We start from the raw sequence: 15,472 nt of genomic DNA on the forward strand, positions 1-15,472 counted from the left end.
GCCTCAAGTGGGCAGACCCGGCCAGCGTCAGAACACGAGCCTTGTCCGCAGGCCGAACAGGGCCACGCTGTCCTGGCCGGGGTTCAGCAGTGGGTTCGAGATGAACTGCACCGACGGCGTGATCTGCAAGCCGGGCGAAATCGAAAAACGGTAGAAAGCTTCGAGGGTGAACTGATCGCCGTCGATGCCACGGGCTTCGGCCCAGTTCAGCCCCAGCCCAGCCAGATCGGTGTTCCGGCCGTAGTACCCGATGCCGGCTGACAGGGACCGATCATACAGCGCCGCCGTTCCCTTTGCCGCGCCGGCGCGCAGGAACGGCATCCATTGGTTGCCCACGAACCACGCGGCGGAGAAGGCCGCGCCATAGTCTTCGGCCCGGCTGCCGTCATCGGCTGCATCCGCGTGCCAAAGTGTCAGATGGATGTTGTCGAAATAGATCCGATCAAAGCCCGACGTGTACCCCAGTTCGAGCGATTTGAAGAGGTTGCCGTCGCTGAAAACGTCGAAGTTCGGATCGGACGGATCGGCGTTTGCGTCAGCGACACTGGCCACAGCATAGAAATTGCTGCCCAGCCGCACGCCCCCGGCAAGACCCAGCCCGGGGTTGGGGGCGTTTATCGTCGGATTGGTGTTGAACGACAGGTTCTGGAAACCGCTATAGGGACTGACAAGGCCATAGATGTCGACGAAGTCGGTCACGTCGATCTGACCGAATTGCAGCGTCCATGACCCGTCCGCGGCCCGCTGTGACCAGAACAGGTTGGTCAGCAGCAAACCCGTGTCGTTGAAGGCGGTTCCTGTGATCGAAAGCGCGCCTCCGTCCAGGCCCAGAAACTGCGGCGCGACATCGGTATAGCTGTGCCGGTGTTCGACCTTGAAGGTCAACGAACCCTGTTCGGTTGCCTGCCAGCTGCCATAGAAACGGGCAATTCCGCTGGCGGCTTCACCGGTGCCCAGGTCGGCATCCGTCGTTTGCCCAAGGGCCAGATAGTCAATGTTGAAACGGAACCCGTCTTCGGCCAGACGATCCTTCCAGGCAAACCATCCAGGTGCGATATTGCGTGGAAAATCCGAACGGAATTGCGGATCGGTCAAGCCGTCTCCGGGTTCAAGCTCGGCATTCACCGACGAGGGACCTGACAATCCCTGAGCGACCGCACCCGAAGCCCAGACAAGGGCCGCCAGCACCAGCGCAATCCGCCGGATCATTCCGAGGCCGCCTGACCACCGGTTTTGCGCCGCCCCGCGGCCCGAAGAAGATCTGTCGCGTCCTCGCTCCACTCCAGCCCGTCGGTGCGGTTCTGGAGCGTCTCGACCTTGTCTGCCTCCAATTGGAACGTGGCGCGCATCGGCATCAGCCCGTCGACCACGACCATCTGGTGATCCGTCGGCGAAATCGTCAGACGCCCCGTCAGGCGGACGGGTTCGTGGACATAGCTGGGAACCCAGTCGGCATCCAGCATCACACGGATCATCTGGTTCGGCGGCGGCGGCGGCATGTGACTGCACATGCCCCGTTCGGGCACCAGATAGACAACAGATCGCCCGTCAGCGTCCGCCGGGGCCGGAATGGCGAAACCGGACAGCGTGACCTCTTGCCCGTCATACAAGGGGTTGCCAAGCGTGGCTGCTTTTTCCCTGCGTTCGGTCACGACCTGGCGTTGACCCAACAGCCAGTCCACGTCGACACCGCCCGCGGCTAGCGCATCCTCGGTCTCGTGCAGAAGCTCCTGCCACTTCTGGCGGTCCTCGTCCGTTCCGACATCCTGCTGCAGCCGGCCACGCAGCCGAACGACGAACAGGACGTCGTCGAACTGTTCAGGGCTGAGGTCGCGATAGGGGTCCTCAAAGGTCTGGACGGTCGGGTCAGGCAGATCGTCCCAACCAACCGAGAGGCCGGCCCAAGTGGGCGCGCCCGTACCCAAGCTGAGCGTCGCCGCAATCAGCAGAGTTCCGACGGAGTTCAGAAAGGCGGGCTTGTCATGGCGGTCCCGACCGCGAATCCTCATCATGGCCCTAGTTGAGCGTATTTTTGTAGATCACGCCATCCTTCATGATCAGGCGGATGGTCTCGGGGCTGTCAGGCCGCGGGTCCGCACCGAACCACTGATCGCCTGTACCCACGACCGAGAAATCTTCGAGCGGGTTGCCGTCGATCAGCAGAATGTCCGCATAAGCGCCTTCCTCGATCACTCCAAGCTTACCGGCGGTGTAGGGATTGGTGAAATCGCCGGACAACTGGGCAATCTCGCCTCCGATCGAGGTCAGTGTGACCATTGATTGATAGGGACCGAAGAATTCGTTGTTCAGGTGTTTTTCATACGCGATCTGGATGTTGCAGGCCTCGACTGTGCCCACGCAATCTGTCTGGAACCCGCGCTTGACCGGGCATTCCTTCATGTTCGGGATGTAGTTCTCGAACGTCGCCGAAGCCGAGATTGCCTTGGCAAGGCTCGATGGTTGGTTCTTGACCGCCGGAATATCCAGAAGGCCGGGATCGAACGCTGTGAGATTGGTCGTGATATACGCGCCCATTTCGTTCATCTTTTCAGCGATTTCGCAGTCGAACGAAAATCCGTGTTCGATGGACATCACACCCGCGTCGAGCGCACCCAGAATTGCTTCCTTCCGATAGGAATGCGCCATGACATAGCTGCCATATTCATTCGCGACCTGCACGGCCGCTTTGATCTCTTCTGGCGACCCGGCCAGCAATTGCCAGGGGTCGAAGGCCGAAACGACACCGCCCGATTGCATGAATTTGAGCTGCGTCGCGCCCATCCGGAAGTTGTTGCGTCCGAATTTGTAAACGTCGTCAACGCCGCTGATTTCCTGTGCCATGTTCAGGCGGCTGAAATTGGTGTCCGTCCCCGGAGGTGCGGTGAAGTTGCCAAAGTCGGCGTGGCCTCCACGCGTGCTTAGAAAGGCGCCCGACGGATAATAGCGTGGCCCGGGAATCTGACCCGAGTCGATAGCCCGTCGAAGTCCACCATTGGCCCCGCCGGCTTCCCTGACCGTCGTGAACCCCTGCATCAGATACATTTCGGCCATCCGCGTCGCATGGATTCCGAAATCCTCCCATGTCGAATTGGCTTCCATGGCGCTGAGACTTGGCCCCATCAACATGAGATGCGCGTGGTTCTCGATGAACCCGGGTGTCAGTGTGCGCCCCTCGCCTTCAATCACCGTGGCGTCTGGGGCGTTGATCGCTTCGGTCGAAACCGTTTTGATCAGGTTCCCTTCGACCAGCACACTGGCGTTTTCGATGCGTTGTTCGCTTGTGCCGTCGAAGACATGCACGTTGGTGAACAGTGTTTGAGGTGGTTTTTCATCCTGGGCCGCCGCCGGCCAAGCGAAACTGAGGGCACAGACCACTCCAAGGTATAGACGTTTCATCACTGTTCCTCCCGCTTGTGCCTGTTTGGCTATCATTATCCTAGATTTGAATATGACAGGGCCGGCGATCTAAAGCCAAACCTGCGGGGTCGACAATTGGAGAGGGGAACAGGCCGTTTGGCCAAACCGCTTGATGCAGACGGGTGGCATGAGGGCATTGGCGCCGTCGATGATAACCGCGACTGGCTCAGCGGGCGCGGCCCAAGGCCAAACTCGAGGATTTCAGGGAAGTGGTAGCGGAGGAGGGACTTGAACCCCCGACACGCGGATTATGATTCCGCTGCTCTAACCAACTGAGCTACTCCGCCACGGTGAGAGGCGATTTAAGGGAGGGGCCGGAGAGGGTCAAGAGGGAAACGCCACGAAATTGCGGGATTCTTCATCCGGCCGAGTCGGCGGGTTTCGAAGATGATTGCGAAGCATTGGCCATGCGGCGGACGAACTCTGCGCAAGCCTCGGGCGCGGTCAGAGGGATCATGTGGCCGCGGTTCTCGAGCTGTTCAAAGCTCAGCCCGTATTCCACCATCGGTGCGCCTTGCTGGCTGGGTGACAGGATCGGATCTTCGGCCCCGTACAGGATGGCGCCCCCAACCTTCAGTTCGTGGTAGCGTTGGGATTGGGCGTCGATGCTGGCGTCCACGCCCGCCAGATCCTGCGATCCGGTGATATAGGCTGACGGGCGCAGCCCCAAGGCGCCACCGGCGCGGTCCAGGAAATCACTCGGCGCCGGTTCCGGTGCAAACGCCTCATCGATCACATGCGGCGCCGTGGTTTTCGCCAGAGGAACGGCGATCGTGTTGGCGATCAGGCTGCGCAGCCATTCGCTCCGGATCTCCAGCGCCTTGAAGATGGCGGGTGTGCTGGGTACCCGATGCGTCAGCGGGGCCAGCAAGGCCAGTGCCCGAACCCGTTCAGGATTGTCCAGCGCCATCGCGAGCGACACCGCGCCCCCGAGCGAGTGTCCGACCAGAATGGCCTGCGATACGCCCTTGGCTTCGAGGAATTCGTGGATCATCCGCGCCTGTTCCGGCAGGGTGGCCAGCCGCGCGTGGTCGCGGGTCGAATACCCGCACCCGGGCCGGTCAACCGCGATGACGTGAAAGTCGTCGGCCAGAAGGTCGGTCATGGCATAGGTGAAGTGCTGCAACTGGCCGGTCAGCCCGTGGATCAGAACCACCGTCAGCTTCTCTGGATCGCCCTGTTCGACATAATGGATCGAACCGCCGTTCACCCGCAGGATCTGCCCGGGCTGAGGCACGGATTGGGCTCCCATCCGCGTCAGGCGCCGGGTCCACAGATGCATCAGGATCAACGCGGCGCCGATGATCAGCGCAATGGTCAGCAGGGTGGTCATGTCGGCGGTCCTTTGGTCTGGGCGGGATCAACGGGATGGTAATGCTCGAGCCCGGCCTTCGCCAGACGTTTGCGGAATTCCGAAACTGTGCCGGGCCACAGCGTCGTATTGCGCCCCTGTGCGTCCTGATACCACGAAGTGCACCCGCCAGCCTGCCAGACACTGTCGGCATGACGCTCCTGCATTTCGCGGGTGAAGTCGGCCTGCCGGTCAGCGTTCGGAGCAATCGCGGGCAGACCCGCGCGATGCATCTCCTCCAGCACCCGGCCGATATGGGCAACTTGCGCTTCGATCATCAGAACGACCGAGTTGTGGCCCAGCCCGGTATGCGGCCCCAGCAGGATGAAAAAGTTGGGAAACCCGGCAATGGCGGTGCCCAGATTGGCCTGCATGCCGTCGGCCCAGGCGTCTTGCAGGCTCAGTCCGTCCGCGCCGCGGATGTCCAGCCTTTGGACCGCGTCCGTCACGTGGAATCCGGTGCCCCAGATCAGAATGTCGGCCGCCGTTCGACTGCCGTCGGTCGCGATGATCTCGGACCCTTCGATCCGCTCGACCCCATGCGGGATCACGCTGACATTGTCGCGGGCGAGCGCTGGGTACCAGTCGTTCGAGCTGAGGACGCGCTTGCATCCGATCCGGTAGTTCGGTGTCAGAATGCGGCGCATTTCGGGGTCGGATATGGCCTCCTCCAGCGCTTTGCGCCACATCTTCATGGCAAAGTCGACCGCGCGTTTTTCGCCGCGAAACACGCGGTGGCGGAATTCGAACAGCCAGTAGATGAACTGCCTGCGGATGCGCGGCAGCAGCGGAATGCGGCGATAGAGGTGCCGGACCCAGGGCGCAATCGGCCCGTCGGGACGCGGCAGAACGTAAGGCGCGCTGCGTTGGAAGATGGTGACATGGGCGGCGGTTTTGGCGATTTCCGGCACGAACTGAACGGCGGAAGCGCCGGTGCCGACAACTGCTATGCGTTTACCCTGCAGCGGCACCGTGTGGTCCCATTTGGCCGAGTGGAATGCCGGACCCTGAAAGCCCGCTGCTCCCGGGATCTCGGGAGTGCTGGGGATGTGCAGGGCGCCGATGGCCGACACCAGGAACCGTGCCTTCCATTGCGCGCCGCCGGTCGTCTCGACCTGCCAATACGTTCCGTCCCAGTGGGCGGACTTCAGTTCGGTGTGGAAATGGCACAGATCGTACAGCCCTTCATCACGCGCAACGCGGCGCATGTAGTCCCAGATTTCGGCCCCGCCTGCATAGGCGCGGGTCCAGTCCGGGTTCGGATGGGTTGCCATCGAATACAGGTGCGAGGGCACATCGCAGGCCACGCCGGGATAAGTGTTCTCTCGCCATGTGCCGCCGATGTCGTCGGCCTTTTCAAGGATCGCGATGTTGTGGATGCCGCGTTTGCGGGCCTCGATCGCCATGATCAGCCCCGAGAACCCGGCCCCTACGATCAGCATGTCAGTGTCGTGGGTCATGCCTGCACCTCCTCCCAAAGGTACAAGGTCAGGATAGGGTCAAACGGCGTTCCAGGAAAACCTGCCGTTGGGTCAGTCTTGGTTTAGATCGTCGGGCAGGGGGCGCGGCAGTTGATCCAGCAGACGGAACACCTGCGCACGGCATGCCGGTCCGGTCCAGTCCGGCGGGCAGAATCCGTCGGGCAGGTCGGGCAGGCGCAGAACGACGCGCCGCCACCGGTGCACGATCAACGTGCGCAGGGTGGCGATCTGACAGGGCGTGGGCTCCCAACTGGCCGGGCGGCCTTGGGACACGTGGCGCACGGCCTCGTGCAGGGACTGGCAAGCCGTCCGCAATTCGGGCGGAAACAGCTTTTCATGCACCCATCGCGGGACCGAGCGGGCGGTGACCTCAAGGATCAGCAACTCGTCCTGGTCCACCGGCGGAACCCCCGATCCCAACGCGGCGTTGCGCCCAATCGGCGTGTAATCGTGGCTGAGCAGGATGTCTTCCAGCAGCCGGGTGCCGGTGCCATCCTCGGCGAGCAGCAGGTGCAGCGGCGCATCCGGCGCAGGATCGCGCGCATAGATGCGCGGCGTGACCCGGGCCGATTGCGTGCGGCCATATTCGGTCAGGAAATGCATCGAGACGCGCCCGACCCGGTCGCTTTCGATCCAGCCATCCTTGCGCAGACGGTGCAGGGCCACGCGGATCGCCTCGGGCTTGATGCCCATCGGTTCGATGATGCGCCCCAGCGCCCCGCCCGATATCTTGGCGCCACGCTCCTGCGCCATGTCGCCGAACAGCGACACGATGATCGACCAGACCCGCTGATTCTGCGGGTCGGCCAGTTCGGCCACAGCCTGAGTGAACCACGGATGCGCGTTGGTCATGCGCCCAGTCTATCCGGCCCGGCTGTGCAAGAAAAACACTTTGCCGTGCGCTCAGTAGGCGTTCATGGTCAGCAGTTCGTATTCGGCGACCTTCTCGTCATCCTGATTGGTCAGGGTCACGTGCCAGCGCACCTCGCCATAGTCGTCGGTGCGGCGGGTCTTTTGCTTGACCGTCAGCCGGACCTTGATGCTGTCGCCGGCCACGACCGGCTTCATGAAACGCAGGCCGTCCAGTCCGGTATTGGCCAGCACCGGCCCTTCGTTCGGCTCGACGAACAGACCGGCGGCAAAACTCAGCAGCAGATAGCCATGCGCCACCCGGCCCGGAAAGAAGGGGTTTCTGGCCGCCGCGTCCTCGTTCATGTGGGCATAGAATGTGTCGCCGGTGAAATGGGCGAAATGTTCGATGTCGTCCAGCGTGATGGTCCGGGGCGCCGTGTGCAGCGTCTCGCCGATCTGCAGTTCCGTGAATTTGCGGGTGAAGGGGTGCGCGGGGCCTTGGATCTCGGGCGCGCCGGGGATCCATTTCCGGCCGATCGTCGCCAGCATCCGGGGCGAGCCCTGCAGGGCCGTGCGCTGCATGTAGTGCTTCACGCCGCGCACGCCGCCCATCTCTTCACCGCCGCCGGCGCGGCCGGGGCCGCCATGGACCATGTGCGGCAGGGGCGAGCCATGGCCGGTGGATTCCTGCATCGAGTCGCGGTCGTTGATATAGATCCGCCCGTTGAAGGCGGCCGCGCCCATCACCACCTGGCGCGCGACCTCGGGGTCATGGGTGATCAGCGAGGTGACCAGCGACCCCTGGCCGCGATTGGCCAGCGCGATGGCGTGGTCCAGATCGCGATAGCCCATGATGGTCGAGACCGGGCCGAACGCCTCGGTGTCATGCACGTGCCGGGCGGCGTCGGGATCGGCGCAGTGGAACAGCATCGGCGGCACGAAGGCGCCTTTTTCGGCATCGGCGCCGATCACCTCGAAGGCATCCGGGTCGCCGAACACGCGTTCGGCCTCCTGCCCGATGAGGCTGGCCTTAGCCAGAACGTCGGCCTTCTGCCCGTTTGAGACCAGCGCGCCCATGCGCGTGGATTCCAGCCGCGGATCGCCGATCGTGGTCTGCGCCAGTTTAGCCGAGATCGCGGCGATCAGCGCCTCGACCTGCGCCTCAGAGGCGATGATGCGGCGGATGGCGGTGCATTTCTGCCCGGCCTTCGTCGTCATCTCGCGCACGACTTCTTTGACGAACAGGTCGAATTCGGGCGTGCCGGGTGCCGCGTCGGGGCCAAGGATCGAGGCGTTGAGGCTGTCCTGCTCGGCCACGAACCGCACCGAGTTGGTCACGATCACCGGGTTCTGCCGCAGCTTCATCGCGGTGTCGGCCGAGCCGGTAAAGCTGACCACATCCTGACAGGTCAGATGATCCAGCATGTCGCCCAGCCCGCCCGAGACCAGCTGCAGCGCGCCGTCAGGCAGGATGCCGCTGTCCAGCATGATCCGCACGGCCAACTCGGTGACATAGCAGCTGTTGGTGGCCGGTTTCACGATCGCCGGAACCCCGGCCAGCAGGGTGGGGGCTAGTTTCTCCAGCATCCCCCAGACCGGGAAGTTGAAGGCGTTGATATGCACCGCGACCCCTTGCAGCGGGGTGCAGACATGCTGGCCCAGGAAGGTGCCGTTCCGCGACAGCTGCTCGACATCGCCATCCAGATAGACATGGCCGTCGGGCATCTCGCGCCGCCCTTTCGAGGCAAAGACGAACATGGTGCCGATGCCGCCGTCGATGTCGATCAGGTGATCCTTCTGCGTGGCGCCGGTTTCAAAGCTGAGGTTATAGAGCGCCTGTTTGCGTTCCGACAGCGCCTGCGCCAGCGCCTTGAGCATCTTGGCGCGTTCATGGAAAGTCAGCCGGCGCAGGGCGGGCCCACCCACGTCGCGGGCATGGGTTAGCATCGCCTGTACGTCCAGCGCGTCGTTGCCGGCGGTGGCGAAGGGCTCTCCGGTGATGGCCGAGGCGATGGTACGGGCTCCGGCGCCGGGCGCAACCCACTGGCCCGCGGCGAAACTGGAAATCTGTTTCAGAGACATGAAATGCTCCTGTATTGGGGCCGCCTTGCGCGGCGAAATGAGCTCAGTGACCCAGCGCGCCCATCTGTTGCGGCAGGTACAGAACCACGATCGGAACCAGAACGATCAGCGCCAGGCGGAAGATGTCGGCCACCCAGAACGGGGTCACGCCGCGAAAGATCGTGCCGGTCGAGACATCGCCCACCACGCCTTTCAGGATGAACACGTTCAGGCCCACCGGCGGGGTAATCAGCGAAATCTCGGTCACCACCACCACGACGATGCCGAACCAGATCGGGTCATAGCCCAGCGAGGTCACCAGCGGGAAAAAGATCGGAACCGTCAGCAGCAGCATCGACAGGGATTCGAACACGCAGCCCAGGATGATGTAGATGCCGAGGATCATCAGGATCACGACGAAGGGTGCCACGTCATAGGCGGTGACCATGGCGATCAGCGCCTCGGGCAGGCCGGCCAGGTTGATGAAATTCGAGAAGATCTGCGCGCCGATCAGCACCGCGAACAGCGCGGCGGCGGTAAAGCAGGTTTCCTTCAACACCTCGAAGGTCGATCCCACGGTCAGCCCGCCGCGGAACAGCGCGATCAGAAAGGCGCCGGCGGCGCCCATTCCCGCGGCCTCGGTCGGCGAAAAGGTCAGGTTCAGGGGTTCGAAATCGAACACGCCATACAGCCCGCCGATCACCAGGAAGAACAGCAGCAGCACAGCCCAAACGGACCCCAGCGCGCTGATACGCTCGCCCCAGCTGGCGCGTTCACCGGCCGGGCCGGCCTGAGGGTTGCGCCAGACGGTCCAGCGCACGGCGAACAGGTAGAACAGGATGCCCAGAATGCCGGGGATGATGCCGGCCATGAACAGCTTGCCGATAGAGGTTTCGGTCAGCAGCCCGTAGATGACCAGGATGACCGAGGGCGGGATCAGGATGCCCAGCGTGCCGCCGGCCGCGATCGAGGCGGTCGATAGTTCGTCAGAATACTCATAACGGCGCATCTGCGGCATCGCGACTTTGGACATGGTCGCGGCGGTGGCCAGCGACGATCCGCAGATGGCCGAGAACCCGCCGCAGGCCGCGACGGTGGCCATGGCGATACCGCCGCGCATATGGCCCAGAAAGGCATTGGAAACCGCATAAAGCTCGCGCGCCATGCCGCCCTTGTTGACGAACAGGCCCATCAGGATGAACAGCGGCACGACCGACAGGCCGTAATCCTGCGCGGTATCGGTGATCTGGCGGCCAACCATCGACATCGCGGCCTTCAGCCCGCGCTCGTCAAAGATCGAGCCGCCGCGTTCATAGGCAAAGCCCAACGTGCCGACCAGCCCCATGGCAAAGACGATGGGCAGGCGCATCAGCACCAGGATCAGGACAAGGGCAAATCCGATGAGGGCAGCGGTCATTGAGTGGATTCCGTCAGGGTCTTGGGGGCAAACAGGTGCAGCAGTCCGGTGATGATCATCACCACGGCGGTGATCGCCACCGACGCAGTGATGAACCAGCCGACGAGGTATGTCGGGATGCTGAGGTATTCGGTGACATCACCATAGTCGCGGGCGCGTTCGGCCAGAATCCACACGCGCTGGACCGGCCAATATAGCATGGCGCCGCTGAGGATATAGATCACCGCGTCACGCAGGCGGCTGAGGCGCAGGCGGTGAAAGATACCGTCGGTCAGGTCCACGGCGATATGCCCGTTGGTGACCGAGATGATGGGCAGCACGGAGAACACCAGAATCGCCATCAGGATGCGCGTCAGTTCAGTGGCGGCCTCGATCGGCGCGTTGAAGACCGACCGCAGGATCACGTCGCAGAAGGTCATCACCATCAGGATGAACAGGGCCGTGCAGGCGACGATCACCGGCAGGACGCTGGCGCGCCGTACAAGCTGGATGAGAGGGGTCATCGGGTGGCTCCGGAAGGGGCTGGGTGGGGGCGGCCAGTGCCGCCCCGCATCAGGGATCAGTTCGAGGACATTTCCGACTTGATCATGTCATAGGCGGCTTGCGCATCGACGCCGGCTTCGTTGACTTCGGCAATAACCTTGGCGCGCACGTCCTCGGCGATCGTCGAGAACTTCTCCATGTCCTCGGCAGCGGCTTCGTGGATCGCATTGCCCTCGGTGCTTTGGGTCGCTTCACGGCCGATGGCGTCGATCTCGTCCCAGATCTTGCCGATTTCGCGGCTCAGCGGTTCGCCGAACACGTTTTCTTCCAGCGCTTTCTGGATGTCCTCGGGCAGGTCGGCGAAGGTGTCCTCGTTCATGATGAAGGCAAACGACCCGCGATACAGGCCGCCCGGCATCTCATAGACGTTCGGGGCCACTTCGGTCAGCTTGAAGCCCTTGCGGGATTCGAACGGCATGACCACACCGTCGGCGGCCTTCGAGGCCAACGTCTCATAGACCTTGGGGGCCGGAACCTGGATGCCGGTCGCACCCAGTGCGGTGCCCACATCGCCACCGACGCCACCGGGGATCCGCACTTTGAGGCCCGAGATCTGGTCCATCGAGGTCACCGGGCTGCTTGTGTGCAGCTGGGCGGGGCCGTGGGTGTGCAGGGCAATGACCTTGACGCCGCGGTGTTCGTCGGCGGCCTTCAGGTATTTGTCGTAAGCGCGCCAATAGGCGGCCGAGGCGGCCTCGGCCGAGCCTTCATAGCCCGGCAGTTCGATCAGCTTGGTCGTCACGAAGCGGCCCGGCTGATAGCCGTGGAAGATTATCGACGCATCCGCCGCGCCATCCATGATCAGGTCCATCTGGGCCGGGGGCGGGGCGATGCCCAGCTTCAACTCGGCAGTCACCTTGCCGTCGGTGGCCTCTTCGACCATCTCGACGAATTTGGGCCACATCTTGGCGTTGATCCCGTGGGTGGGCGGCGCCCAGCTGGAAATCGTCAGGGTGTAATCCGCCGCAAATGCCACGCTGCCAGACACTGCCAAGGCAGCCGTCGCCAACAGCGTTTTGATCCCGTTGAGTTTCATGACTGGTTTCCTCCTCCAAAACATGAGTCACAAATGCGTTAATGGTCCTTTTTGTAACCATCAACCGGCCGAAAGCCCGGATTCGGCGCTTCGTCGGAGAAATTTATTGACCAACCGTTCGGTTAATGCAAGAAGAATATCGAAACGAATGCAAAGCGAGCGGCCCATGAGCGATACGATTCTTGCGCAGCGGCGTGGAAATTATGTGGAAATCACTCTCAACCGCCCTGATCGCCTGAACAGCTTCACCGAGGAAATGCACCATGCCCTACGCCGCGCCATCGAAGGCGCGCGCGATGAGGGCGCGCGGGCGATCCTGCTGACCGGGGCCGGGCGCGGGTTCTGCGCGGGGCAGGATCTGGTCGATCGCGACCCGTCGAAAATGGACGGCCCACCGGATCTGGGCCACACGGTGCGCACCTTCTATGCGCCGCTGGTGCGGTTGATCCGGTCGCTGAACTTTCCGGTGATCTGCGCGGTCAACGGCGTGGCCGCGGGCGCGGGCGCCAATCTGGCGCTGGCCTGCGATATCGTGCTGGCCGCCGAGTCCGCGAAATTCATCCAATCCTTCGCCAGGGTCGGGCTGATCCCCGATACCGGCGGCAGCTGGCACCTGCCGCATCTGCTGGGTGAGGCGCGGGCCAAGGGGCTGGCCCTGACCGGCGCGCCCTTGGCGGCGCAAACGGCCGAGGACTGGGGCCTGATCTGGAAAGCCCTGCCCGATGCCGATCTGATGACCGAGGCGCGCGCGCTGGCCGAACGCCTGTCGAACGGCCCCACGCTGGGCCTGGGTCTGACCAAGCAGACCATCCAGGCCGCCGCGACCAACAGCCTGACCGATCATCTGGAGATCGAGGCCGACGCCATGAAGACCTGCGGCGAATCCGCCGATTATGCCGAAGGTGTCGCAGCCTTTCTGGAAAAGCGCAGCCCGGAGTTTCGGGGCAAATGAACATGACGCCGAAAGAACGCGCCGAAAAAGCCGCCGCCGCGATGTGGGCGCAGGACCATGCCTCGAAATGGGCCGGGATGGAACTGGTCGAGGTCGACGAGGGCACCGCGACGCTGGCGCTGACTGTGCAGCAGCACCATTGCAACGGGCACGGGATCTGCCATGGCGGCGTGACCTTCATGCTGGCCGACAGCGCCTTTGCCTTTGCCTGCAACAGTCGCAACCAGTCGACTGTGGCCCAGCACAACGTGATCAGCTATGTCGCGCCGGGCCGGCTGGGCGACCGGCTGACCGCCCGCGCGACCGAACAAAGCCTGACCGGCCGCAGCGGCATCTATGACGTGACAGTGACCAACCAGGGCGGCCAAAAGATCGCCGAGTTCCGGGGCTTTTCCCGCGCGATCAATGGCACCCTGTTTCCAGAAACTTGAGGTGAGGAGGACATCATGAAGGATCTGACCCCGAACAAAGCGGATCTTGACCCGATCGAGATCGCGTCGATCGATGAAATCCGCAGCTTGCAGCTGGACCGCCTGAAATGGTCGCTGCGCCATGCCTATGACAACGTGCCGATGTACAAGCAGCGGTTCGACGAGGCCGGGGTACATCCCGACGATCTGCAAACGCTGAGCGATCTGGCCAAGTTTCCCTTCACCTACAAGAACGATCTGCGCGACCACTATCCGTTCGGCCTGTTTGCCGTCCCGCGCGAGCAGATCATCCGCCTGCATGCCTCGTCCGGCACCACGGGCAAGCCGACCGTGGTGGGCTACACAAAGAACGACATCGACAATTGGGCCGATCTGGTGGCCCGCAGCCTGCGCGCAAGCGGTCTGCGCAAGGGCGACATGATCCACAATGCCTACGGCTATGGCCTGTTCACCGGCGGTCTGGGCGCGCATTACGGAATCGAGCGTCTGGGCGCCACGGTCGTTCCCATGTCCGGCGGTCAGACCGAGAAACAGGTGGCCCTGATCACCGATTTCAAACCCGACGGCATCATGGTCACGCCGTCCTACATGCTCAACATCCTGGAACAGTATCACAAGGTCGGGATGGACCCGCGCGAAAGCTCTCTGTCGGTGGGCGTATTCGGGGCCGAGCCCTGGACGGATGCGATGCGCAAAGAGGTCGAGCAGGCCTTTGACATGCATGCCGTCGACATCTACGGCCTGTCCGAGATCATGGGGCCGGGCGTCGCCAACGAATGCGTGGAAACCAAGGACGGCCCGGTCATCTGGGAGGATCACTTCTACCCCGAGATCATCGACCCGCAGACCGGCGAGGTTCTACCCGACGGCGTAATGGGCGAGTTGGTCTTTACCACGCTGACCAAGGAAGGCCTGCCGATGATCCGCTACCGCACCCGCGACCTGACGCGGCTGCTGCCGGGCACCGCGCGTTCGATGCGGCGGATGGAGAAGATCACCGGCCGCAGCGACGACATGATCATCCTGCGCGGGGTCAACGTCTTCCCCAGCCAGATCGAAGAGCAGGTCATGGCCACCGGCGGCATCGCCGCGCATTACCAGATCGAGCTGTTCAAATCCGGCCGCATGGACGCGATGCGCGTCTATGTCGAGGCGATGCCCGACGCGGCCGATGAACTCAGCAAGACCGCCGCCGCGCGGATGCTGACCAAGCGGATCAAGGACATCGTTGGCGTTTCCACCGAGATCGTTGTAGGGGACCCCGGCGATGTCGAGCGCAGCCAGGGCAAGGCCAAGCGCGTCGTCGACAACCGAGACAAGGAGTGAGGTTTGGCCCGTACGATTGCAAAAGATCACGACCAGAAACGCGCGCAGATCCTGAAATCGGCGGCGCGGGTCTTTGCCCGCGAAGGCTTCGACCGCGCCTCGATGACCCAGCTTGCGCGCGAATGCGGGATCTCGAAGGCCAACATCTATCACTACTATGACAGCAAAGACGCGATCCTGTTCGACATTCTCGAAACCTATCTGCGGGAACTGCGCGACCTGATCTGCGGGCTCGAGATGGACGGCCTCAGCCCGCCCGAAAAGCTGCACCGCGTGGTGGCCGAGATCCTGCTGGCCTATCAGGGCGTGGATGACGAACACCGGGTCCAGACCAGCGGCATGTCGGCTCTGCCCGAGGATCAGCAGCGCCTGTTGCGCGGGTATCAGCGTGACATGGTGAATTTCCTCAGCGCGATCCTGTCCGAGGTCGCACCCGACGTGTTCCAGGGCGACGGGGCCAAGCTGCGGTCGGCCACGATGTCGGTCTTCGGCATGCTGAACTGGTACTACATGTGGAATTCCGGCGCCGATGCGCAGGCGCGCCGGGACTATGCCGCGCTGGTCAGCAATCTGACCCTGTCGGGCGTCAAGGCGCTGTAGCACCG

The 15,472-nt window shown here is 63.1% G+C and carries 14 protein-coding genes and 1 tRNA gene; 4 read left to right on the plus strand and 11 right to left on the minus strand.

The genetic code is table 11. The features are described from left to right. Nucleotides 1–27 precede the first annotated feature (27 nt). The 11 genes from ACR0EF_RS00415 to ACR0EF_RS00465 form a co-directional block, all read right to left on the minus strand. Nucleotides 28–1,209, minus strand: coding sequence for a carbohydrate porin (locus tag ACR0EF_RS00415; protein ID WP_170371850.1), 1,182 nt, complete (start codon nt 1,207–1,209; stop codon nt 28–30). Beyond that, complete coding sequence (locus tag ACR0EF_RS00420; RefSeq protein ID WP_254430309.1) at nt 1,206–2,012, minus strand: DUF3299 domain-containing protein; 807 nt, start codon at nt 2,010–2,012, stop codon at nt 1,206–1,208. Before ACR0EF_RS00420 ends, ACR0EF_RS00415 begins: the two co-directional genes overlap by 4 nt. A 4-nt stretch (nt 2,013–2,016) precedes the next feature. Next, complete coding sequence (locus ACR0EF_RS00425; RefSeq protein WP_170371848.1) at nt 2,017–3,396, minus strand: metal-dependent hydrolase family protein; 1,380 nt, start codon at nt 3,394–3,396, stop codon at nt 2,017–2,019. Nucleotides 3,397–3,627: 231 nt separating this feature from the next. Then, nucleotides 3,628–3,704: transfer RNA gene (locus tag ACR0EF_RS00430), tRNA-Met, on the minus strand. 71 nt (nt 3,705–3,775) lie between these two features. Next, nucleotides 3,776–4,750, minus strand: coding sequence for an alpha/beta hydrolase (locus ACR0EF_RS00435; protein WP_170371846.1), 975 nt, complete (start codon nt 4,748–4,750; stop codon nt 3,776–3,778). After that, on the minus strand, nt 4,747–6,228 hold the full coding sequence (locus ACR0EF_RS00440) for a flavin-containing monooxygenase (protein ID WP_170371844.1): 1,482 nt from the start codon (nt 6,226–6,228) through the stop codon (nt 4,747–4,749). Before ACR0EF_RS00440 ends, ACR0EF_RS00435 begins: the two co-directional genes overlap by 4 nt. 72 nt (nt 6,229–6,300) lie before the next feature. After that, nucleotides 6,301–7,101: a PaaX family transcriptional regulator C-terminal domain-containing protein gene (locus tag ACR0EF_RS00445; RefSeq protein ID WP_170371842.1), complete on the minus strand. Its 801-nt coding sequence runs from the start codon at nt 7,099–7,101 to the stop codon at nt 6,301–6,303. Between the two features lie 51 nt (nt 7,102–7,152). Further along, nucleotides 7,153–9,183 (minus strand): phenylacetic acid degradation bifunctional protein PaaZ, encoded by a 2,031-nt coding sequence (gene paaZ / locus ACR0EF_RS00450; protein WP_170371840.1) that lies wholly within the window; start codon nt 9,181–9,183, stop codon nt 7,153–7,155. A gap of 43 nt (nt 9,184–9,226) precedes the next feature. After that, nucleotides 9,227–10,579, minus strand: a complete 1,353-nt coding sequence (locus ACR0EF_RS00455) for a TRAP transporter large permease (RefSeq protein ID WP_170371838.1) — start codon at nt 10,577–10,579, stop codon at nt 9,227–9,229. After that, nucleotides 10,576–11,082: a TRAP transporter small permease gene (locus ACR0EF_RS00460; RefSeq protein WP_170357007.1), complete on the minus strand. Its 507-nt coding sequence runs from the start codon at nt 11,080–11,082 to the stop codon at nt 10,576–10,578. Before ACR0EF_RS00460 ends, ACR0EF_RS00455 begins: the two co-directional genes overlap by 4 nt. Nucleotides 11,083–11,138: 56 nt before the next feature. Next, on the minus strand, nt 11,139–12,158 hold the full coding sequence (locus tag ACR0EF_RS00465; protein WP_170371836.1) for a TRAP transporter substrate-binding protein: 1,020 nt from the start codon (nt 12,156–12,158) through the stop codon (nt 11,139–11,141). A 166-nt stretch (nt 12,159–12,324) separates the two neighbouring features. Here ACR0EF_RS00465 and paaG point away from each other — a divergent pair, with 166 nt between their 5' ends. The 4 genes from paaG to ACR0EF_RS00485 are packed head-to-tail and all read left to right on the plus strand — an operon-like array spanning nt 12,325 to nt 15,467. Beyond that, nucleotides 12,325–13,110, plus strand: coding sequence for a 2-(1,2-epoxy-1,2-dihydrophenyl)acetyl-CoA isomerase PaaG (gene paaG / locus ACR0EF_RS00470; protein ID WP_170371834.1), 786 nt, complete (start codon nt 12,325–12,327; stop codon nt 13,108–13,110). Between the two features lie 2 nt (nt 13,111–13,112). Beyond that, nucleotides 13,113–13,541 (plus strand): hydroxyphenylacetyl-CoA thioesterase PaaI, encoded by a 429-nt coding sequence (gene paaI, locus ACR0EF_RS00475; protein ID WP_170370456.1) that lies wholly within the window; start codon nt 13,113–13,115, stop codon nt 13,539–13,541. Nucleotides 13,542–13,556: 15 nt separating this feature from the next. Continuing rightward, nucleotides 13,557–14,867, plus strand: a complete 1,311-nt coding sequence (gene paaK / locus ACR0EF_RS00480) for a phenylacetate--CoA ligase PaaK (RefSeq protein WP_170371832.1) — start codon at nt 13,557–13,559, stop codon at nt 14,865–14,867. Between the two features lie 3 nt (nt 14,868–14,870). Further along, on the plus strand, nt 14,871–15,467 hold the full coding sequence (locus tag ACR0EF_RS00485; RefSeq protein WP_005978266.1) for a TetR/AcrR family transcriptional regulator: 597 nt from the start codon (nt 14,871–14,873) through the stop codon (nt 15,465–15,467). Nucleotides 15,468–15,472: the final 5 nt, after the last annotated feature.

Source organism: Ruegeria sp. CG8 (genome assembly GCF_056537165.1).

Bases quoted from the DNA above. Each gene is read 5' to 3' on its own strand.
- ACR0EF_RS00435 (WP_170371846.1), bottom strand. From the start codon at position 4,750: ATGACCACCCTGCTGACCATTGCGCTGATCATCGGCGCCGCGTTGATC.
- paaZ (WP_170371840.1), bottom strand. From the start codon at position 9,183: ATGTCTCTGAAACAGATTTCCAGTTTCGCCGCGGGCCAGTGGGTTGCG.
- ACR0EF_RS00445 (WP_170371842.1), bottom strand. From the start codon at position 7,101: ATGACCAACGCGCATCCGTGGTTCACTCAGGCTGTGGCCGAACTGGCC.
- ACR0EF_RS00460 (WP_170357007.1), bottom strand. From the start codon at position 11,082: ATGACCCCTCTCATCCAGCTTGTACGGCGCGCCAGCGTCCTGCCGGTG.
- ACR0EF_RS00415 (WP_170371850.1), bottom strand. From the start codon at position 1,209: ATGATCCGGCGGATTGCGCTGGTGCTGGCGGCCCTTGTCTGGGCTTCG.
- ACR0EF_RS00465 (WP_170371836.1), bottom strand. From the start codon at position 12,158: ATGAAACTCAACGGGATCAAAACGCTGTTGGCGACGGCTGCCTTGGCA.
- ACR0EF_RS00420 (WP_254430309.1), bottom strand. From the start codon at position 2,012: ATGATGAGGATTCGCGGTCGGGACCGCCATGACAAGCCCGCCTTTCTG.
- ACR0EF_RS00425 (WP_170371848.1), bottom strand. From the start codon at position 3,396: ATGAAACGTCTATACCTTGGAGTGGTCTGTGCCCTCAGTTTCGCTTGG.
- paaK (WP_170371832.1), top strand. From the start codon at position 13,557: ATGAAGGATCTGACCCCGAACAAAGCGGATCTTGACCCGATCGAGATC.
- ACR0EF_RS00440 (WP_170371844.1), bottom strand. From the start codon at position 6,228: ATGACCCACGACACTGACATGCTGATCGTAGGGGCCGGGTTCTCGGGG.
- paaI (WP_170370456.1), top strand. From the start codon at position 13,113: ATGACGCCGAAAGAACGCGCCGAAAAAGCCGCCGCCGCGATGTGGGCG.
- ACR0EF_RS00455 (WP_170371838.1), bottom strand. From the start codon at position 10,579: ATGACCGCTGCCCTCATCGGATTTGCCCTTGTCCTGATCCTGGTGCTG.
- paaG (WP_170371834.1), top strand. From the start codon at position 12,325: ATGAGCGATACGATTCTTGCGCAGCGGCGTGGAAATTATGTGGAAATC.